Genomic DNA, 5,579 nt, shown 5'->3' on the forward strand with positions numbered 1-5,579 from the left:
AGCTCGGTAGTGCGGCGGCGACGCTACCAGCCAAGCTGCAAGGTACGCGTTACGTTCTGATGGTGGCCTCAATAGAGCCGCGGAAGAACCACTGGTTGTTATACCAGGTATGGCAAAACCTTGTTAGTGAGGGGCGAATTGATGCCGACGTCAAGTTGGTGTTCGTGGGGACTGGGCACTGGTTGACCGGCGATCTGATGCATCAGATCAGGAATAACCCCTTAGTATGCGATCGAATCGAGATCATATCGGCCGTCAGCGATGAGGAGTTGAGCCTCTGCTATGAAAACTGTCTGCTTACAGTCTTTCCGTCTTTCGATGAGGGGTGGGGTTTGCCTGTGGCCGAAAGTTTGATGCACGGCAAGGTTTGTCTTGCCTCGAATCGAGGTAGCCTGCCCGAGATCAGCACGCACACGGTGCTGATTGACCCACTAGATGTATATGCTTGGAGAGATGCAATCCAAGAATACGTGAATGATGACGTGGTGCGTTCCGAGAAAGAGAAGGCTATCAGGCAGAGTTACGTCGGCACCAGTTGGAAGCAGAGCGCAAGTCAGTTCTTTGCCACTGCAATCACGAGGTAGGCTGGGATTATGCGCGTATTGGCCCTTGGAACGTACCTGATTGACGAGYCGGTTCATGGCGGGCAAAGGCGAGCGGCGGAGATCGTCAAGATTTATGAGGAGATGGGCGTACCAGTGAAGTTTCTGGTGATATGCCCCGGCAAATCCAGCCAAAGAAGGACCACGTTGGATCGCGCCTTTCAAGCTGAATATCGCAAGAACGGGTGGTTCTATCCTCAGCCGTACCTGGAGGATATTTTCTCAGGTCTTATTTCTTCGCGTGACGACAATTGCATCAGTTGGCTTGTCGACCACGTAGATGATTTTCGTCCAACCCATATACATTTCGAACAGCCATACCTCTATCCGGCGATAAAGGCGTTAAAACGAAGGGGGCGCTCTGGACATCGGCTAATTTACTCGTCGCAGAATGTCGAAGTTGAGATTAAGCGCGATATACTGTTGGAGCGCGGCGGAGAGCCATTATATGTTGGGCGCGCATTGCGATATCTTGAGCGCGTCGAAAAACTTCTTACCAAAACAGCAGATGTTGTCATTGCCTGCACCCAATCCGATGCTGCGGTGTACGCAGGCATGGGGGCAAGCGAAGTGCTGGTCTGTCCAAATGGTGCTCAGCCGCTCCCCGAAACGACTGTTCGTGCGAATTCGACCGAACCCTTCCTCCTAACGATGGGATCGGGACATCCGCCAAACAGCAGTGGCTTCGTTGAGATGATGCTCGGGCCTGCGTTGCTATTTCTGCCGCCGGAGAAGTCTCTAGCGGTGGCGGGTGGTATGTGTGCATTGATCAGGGCTGAGCCGAGCTACGAGCGCTTCCGTGAATCTAACAAGCATCGGCTATCTTTTCATAATCCGGTTTCCGACGCAGAACTCACGACTTTAAAGGAGCGCGCGCACGGGTTCTATCTTCCCATAACCTCCGGTGGGGGGTCCAACTTGAAAACTGCAGAGGCAATTCTATCGGGCAAATGGGTGGTCGCTACCAGCACTGCCTTTCGCGGCTATGAGGCGTTGAAAGAGGAGCGGGGAATCATCATCGAAGATGATCCAAGGGCATTTCGCAAGGCAATTCGAGATGTCTTAGCGCGACCACCGCTCGCGCTTGATCAGCCTGAAATCGAACGCCGAAGACAGGTGGAATGGTCGCATGCGCTAACCCCGTTGAGGGCTTGGCTGCACCGGCAGAGGTGACGTCTCACTGCAGCGCTGCAGATGGTCGGAGCGAGACATTTACGGGCAGAGGCAGTTGCCTCGCGCCTCCAATTTTCCTGCTTCGACCCCTCATTTGCCCGAGTGCCCCCTTTGATTCAGCGGCCGCGTTTCTTGATACCCACCATCATAGTCAGGCGCCGGGGACGCCCGTCCTTGTGAAAGAAAAGCAAGTCGGCCAGTTTTTGGACTGGCGCGCTGATGTTGGGTCCGGCAGCTCTCAGGGAGCTTAGTGCCGTCCTAAAAAAGCTCTGCTGGGCCTTCGCCAGATCGTTCTGGACCTCCGCCAGATCGCTTTGCAGCGATTTTGCTTGCCTGCGGCGTGCATCATGCAGCCTTCGCCGGCTCGCGGTTTGGCCACGCGCCGAAGCGACGTCCAATTCTAGGGCAAGAATTCGCTTTTTGAGTTGTTGAACGAAAACCGAGTCAATCGAAAGGGAGAAGCCATCCCAAATGTTGGGTCCGATCGCGAAACACGACGCGAGGTCTTTGTGGTCAGCGCTAACGTAAAATCGGTTCAAGCCATCGAAATAGACGAACTCATAGCCTCGGCGCAACAGCAGATCTTCCCATTCGGAATGGGTAGGTATTTTTGTGTTTGCGATCGTGCTTTCCAGAAGAACGACCCAGGGGCGAACGGATGAGTTCCCCCAGCTTTCGAGCACCTCTCGCTCCATACCCTCGACGTCGATCTTGAGCCAGTGAACGTCCGTATCGACGTAGGTGTCGAATACAGAAGCAAGGGTCATGCAAGCGACGCTCGTTTTCGCGACATCGCGTCCCTCCTTCTGATGTCTGCTAGCGAGTTCCCAGTCTGCAGTGCTGAGACCGGTGTCTTTGACCTCAAAGAACTCGATGTCCTCGGTCGCAAGGCCGATTGCTGCCTGTAACACAACTTCATCCGGTCGCGCTGCCCTCAGCCTTTCCGCATAAAATTGGGTGGGCTCGACATGGATACCCCTCCAACTGTGCTCATAGAATGCCAGGCTGACTGAATCCTGCATTGGGTCCTGAGCGCCGATGTCGATGTAGAAGCCGTTCTGGACCGTCTTAAGGGCACGCCAGAGAATAACGTCCTCGAAATTTTGAGCGTATGAGGTGAACAAGTTCTGTACTCGCTGAATGCTGCCGTTGATTTCGACGGATGCAGCGCCTACGCAATTTTACCCGTCGTGAGATAGATGCTGCTATTGAAGCACTGAAGCCACCTGAACTGGACTGGCTGACAATTGCAACCGCGAACGTCGATAAAATTGGGGAAGCTGGAGAGGCGCCAGAGTGTTGACTAAGTCTTTGCCGTTTACAGCGCGCACACCTCAGCAATCTTCGACTTTGACCGCAGAGGAAACCGAATGGAAAATGCCGACTATGTTCGTGTCCTGTTTCGAACCATGCTTGGTCGGGAGCCTGATCCCGAAGCGCTAGGGTTCTTTTCCGATGTCCTTGGCGATGAACGTGACGTAAGGCGCTTGGTTGATGAAATTGTCGCAAGCGAGGAGTTTGCAAATAGGCATGCCCCCTTCAAGGCAGCTAGCGACCTGCGCCCAGATATCTCTCGAACGATCAATATCGTGGATGTGGGTGCGCAGAAGCTTGCGGCTGAAGATCATGTTTACATGCCATTGATTGCGGCAGGATTTCCGTGCCGTTGCATAGGTTTTGAGCCTTTGTCGCACCACGGCACCAACTTGTCGTCAGGCGACATTGCGATGAGTGTGTATCCAAATTTCATAGGAGACGGTTCGCGGCAGACTTTTCACATAAACAACGACGATGCCACATCTTCCCTTCTTCCGCTCAATCTGGACTTCAATTCGAACTTTAATCATCTGGAAACGTTGAGAACGACCGCGACCGAGGGAGTGGATACATCTTGTCTTGATGACGTCCTACATGACTTGGCGTGGGTGGATTTGTTGAAGCTTGATATTCAAGGTTTTGAACTAGCCGCTCTGCGTGGTGCGCAGCAACTCCTTTCACGGACGAACGTAGTTCACTGCGAGGTCGAATTGGCCCCAATTTACATGAGCCAGCCACTGTTTTCAGAAGTCGAGCAATTCCTGAGAGCAGCTGGGTTTTCCTTCATCGATTTTGTGACGGAAACTCGCTATTCTTACACCAGAAGTGGTGTCTCCGGCCCGTCGGAGCGGCTAATTTGGGCGGATGCGGTATTCTACCGGGACAGCGGACCACTATCTCGCGAAGACCGGCTAGCACAGGCTGCCATTGCYATGCATGTGTACGAGAAGAACGGACTGGCTCAGCATGTACTGGCCGGTTGATGCATGCGTGTCGAGACCAAGTGTATCGCGGAAAGGCGGGGGCCGCCCAGGAATCTAAACTTCTTCCCACTTCTCATTGCCCGAGATGATCATCTCTAGCTGAGCTGGCGTCCAGTTCCTCATACGGTCGTTACTTTGAAAACAATCCAGTGCGGATCGTTCGGGCAACAGTTCTTCGCCAAGTCCATCGCGCACAAAAAAGGCATTAAAGCCGAGCGACTGGACCCCTACCAACCGATATCCTTTGGCGCGGGCAAGCTTGGCGAATGCCGCAAGAGACGCTCCGCATCGGTAGGGCTGCACCGATAAGTCGAGCCTGTAGTCAAACCTTGTAACCTTGTACGACATGGAGATGCTTTTTTCGGGGCCACAACTCGTGTTGAATTCGACCACCACGACGCGTGGTTGAACACAATTCAGGGCCTTCCAGATCCAATAGTCATTGCCGTCAAGATCGAGGGACAAAAGGTCAATGGGCCCGCTGAAGCTGATAACAAGATCGTTGATGTTTTCGGCGCTAATCCAAGCATCAACCAGTTTCGGCGGCGCGACACAGGTGCTTCGGCAAGTCGCATAGAACGCTCGGCCATGGGCAATATTCTGGGCGTCGCCGTCAAACAAAAGGCCATCCCAGCCGTGGTTTACGATCAAGTTTGCTGCGTTGCATTCCGTTCCGTCGCCGGCGCAAATCTCGAGAACCTTTCGATTCGTCGTTCCCAGCAAGGAGAAAATACAAAAGGAGTATGCCATCCTCACCATTCTGAGAGTGACATTGGAATTCCACGTCTGGAAAACTAGGTTGAGCAACGCCGCTTTGAGCCAGAGTTTTGTACCCCTGTCGAAGTAGGAGTTGCGAGATCTGTACTGCAGCGTTTGGATTCACGAGAGTTCCCGGGTTAACTCTTTATTATTGCTGTGTTGGCCTCGTAGAAGTTCTAAAGGTGTTGGCGGTCTAGCCTAGTGTTTGCACAAAGGCGTCAGGGTGTCATACTGTCTAAGCTTTTGTTTTCAAAGATAGGTGCCTTCGATCCTCAGCCATCGACTCGACTCTTCCAGTCATCAAGCACGCCGGATAGCGTTTCCTCAAAGCCTATTTCCGGTCGCCAGCCAAACATCCTACAAGCGGCCTCGGCACTTCCGCACGCCGTGGCTACTTCCGCTTTACGCAGTCGGTCAGGATCGACATGAATTTCGACTGCCAATCCCGACAATTTGATCAATGTATCTAGGACGGCGCTGATTTGGTGAACCTGGCTGGACGCGAGGTTGAAGACTTGTCCATACGCCTCAGGCACTTCCAAGAGCGCGGCATCCGCGTAGGCACGAACGACGTCGCGAACATCCAGGAAGTCCCTATACGCCAAGAGATTTCCCACATTGATGACTGCAGGGCTTAAACCCGCAGAAATTTCCGCGACCTGCTTTGCAAAGGCCGGCACAACGTAGGCATCGCTCTGTCCTGCGCCGGTATGGTTGAAAGGACGGAAGCGGATTGACTTCAGGC

Annotated in this window: 6 protein-coding genes; 3 read left to right on the forward strand and 3 right to left on the reverse strand. The window is 53.4% G+C overall.

Annotated elements, in window-relative coordinates; translation table 11 throughout:
• A partial coding sequence (locus AC1DWF_RS29690; RefSeq protein ID WP_476842401.1) for a glycosyltransferase occupies window positions 1-584 on the forward strand: 584 nt, incomplete at its 5' end.
• Window positions 585-593: 9 nt separating this feature from the next.
• The gene (locus tag AC1DWF_RS29695; protein ID WP_476842402.1) at window positions 594-1,775 is read left to right on the forward strand and encodes a glycosyltransferase; all 1,182 of its coding nucleotides are present in this window, start codon (window positions 594-596) and stop codon (window positions 1,773-1,775) included.
• A 116-nt stretch (window positions 1,776-1,891) separates the two neighbouring features.
• On the opposite strand, the gene AC1DWF_RS29700 is transcribed toward AC1DWF_RS29695, so the two are convergent.
• The gene (locus AC1DWF_RS29700) at window positions 1,892-2,899 is read right to left on the reverse strand and encodes an FkbM family methyltransferase (protein ID WP_476787004.1); all 1,008 of its coding nucleotides are present in this window, start codon (window positions 2,897-2,899) and stop codon (window positions 1,892-1,894) included.
• A gap of 216 nt (window positions 2,900-3,115) precedes the next feature.
• On the opposite strand from AC1DWF_RS29700, the gene AC1DWF_RS29705 reads away from it, so the two are divergent.
• Entirely contained in the window at window positions 3,116-4,075 is a 960-nt protein-coding gene (locus AC1DWF_RS29705) for an FkbM family methyltransferase (RefSeq protein WP_476788352.1), read from the forward strand.
• A 54-nt stretch (window positions 4,076-4,129) separates the two neighbouring features.
• Here the strand turns inward: AC1DWF_RS29705 and AC1DWF_RS29710 are convergent, their stop codons facing one another.
• Window positions 4,130-4,825: a hypothetical protein gene (locus AC1DWF_RS29710; protein ID WP_476788347.1), complete on the reverse strand. Its 696-nt coding sequence runs from the start codon at window positions 4,823-4,825 to the stop codon at window positions 4,130-4,132.
• 281 nt (window positions 4,826-5,106) lie between these two features.
• Window positions 5,107-5,579, reverse strand: a 473-nt coding sequence (locus tag AC1DWF_RS29715; protein WP_476842403.1) for a GDP-mannose 4,6-dehydratase, incomplete at its 5' end; no start/stop codon positions are given.

This window comes from Aminobacter sp. P4_D5 (assembly GCF_056401815.1).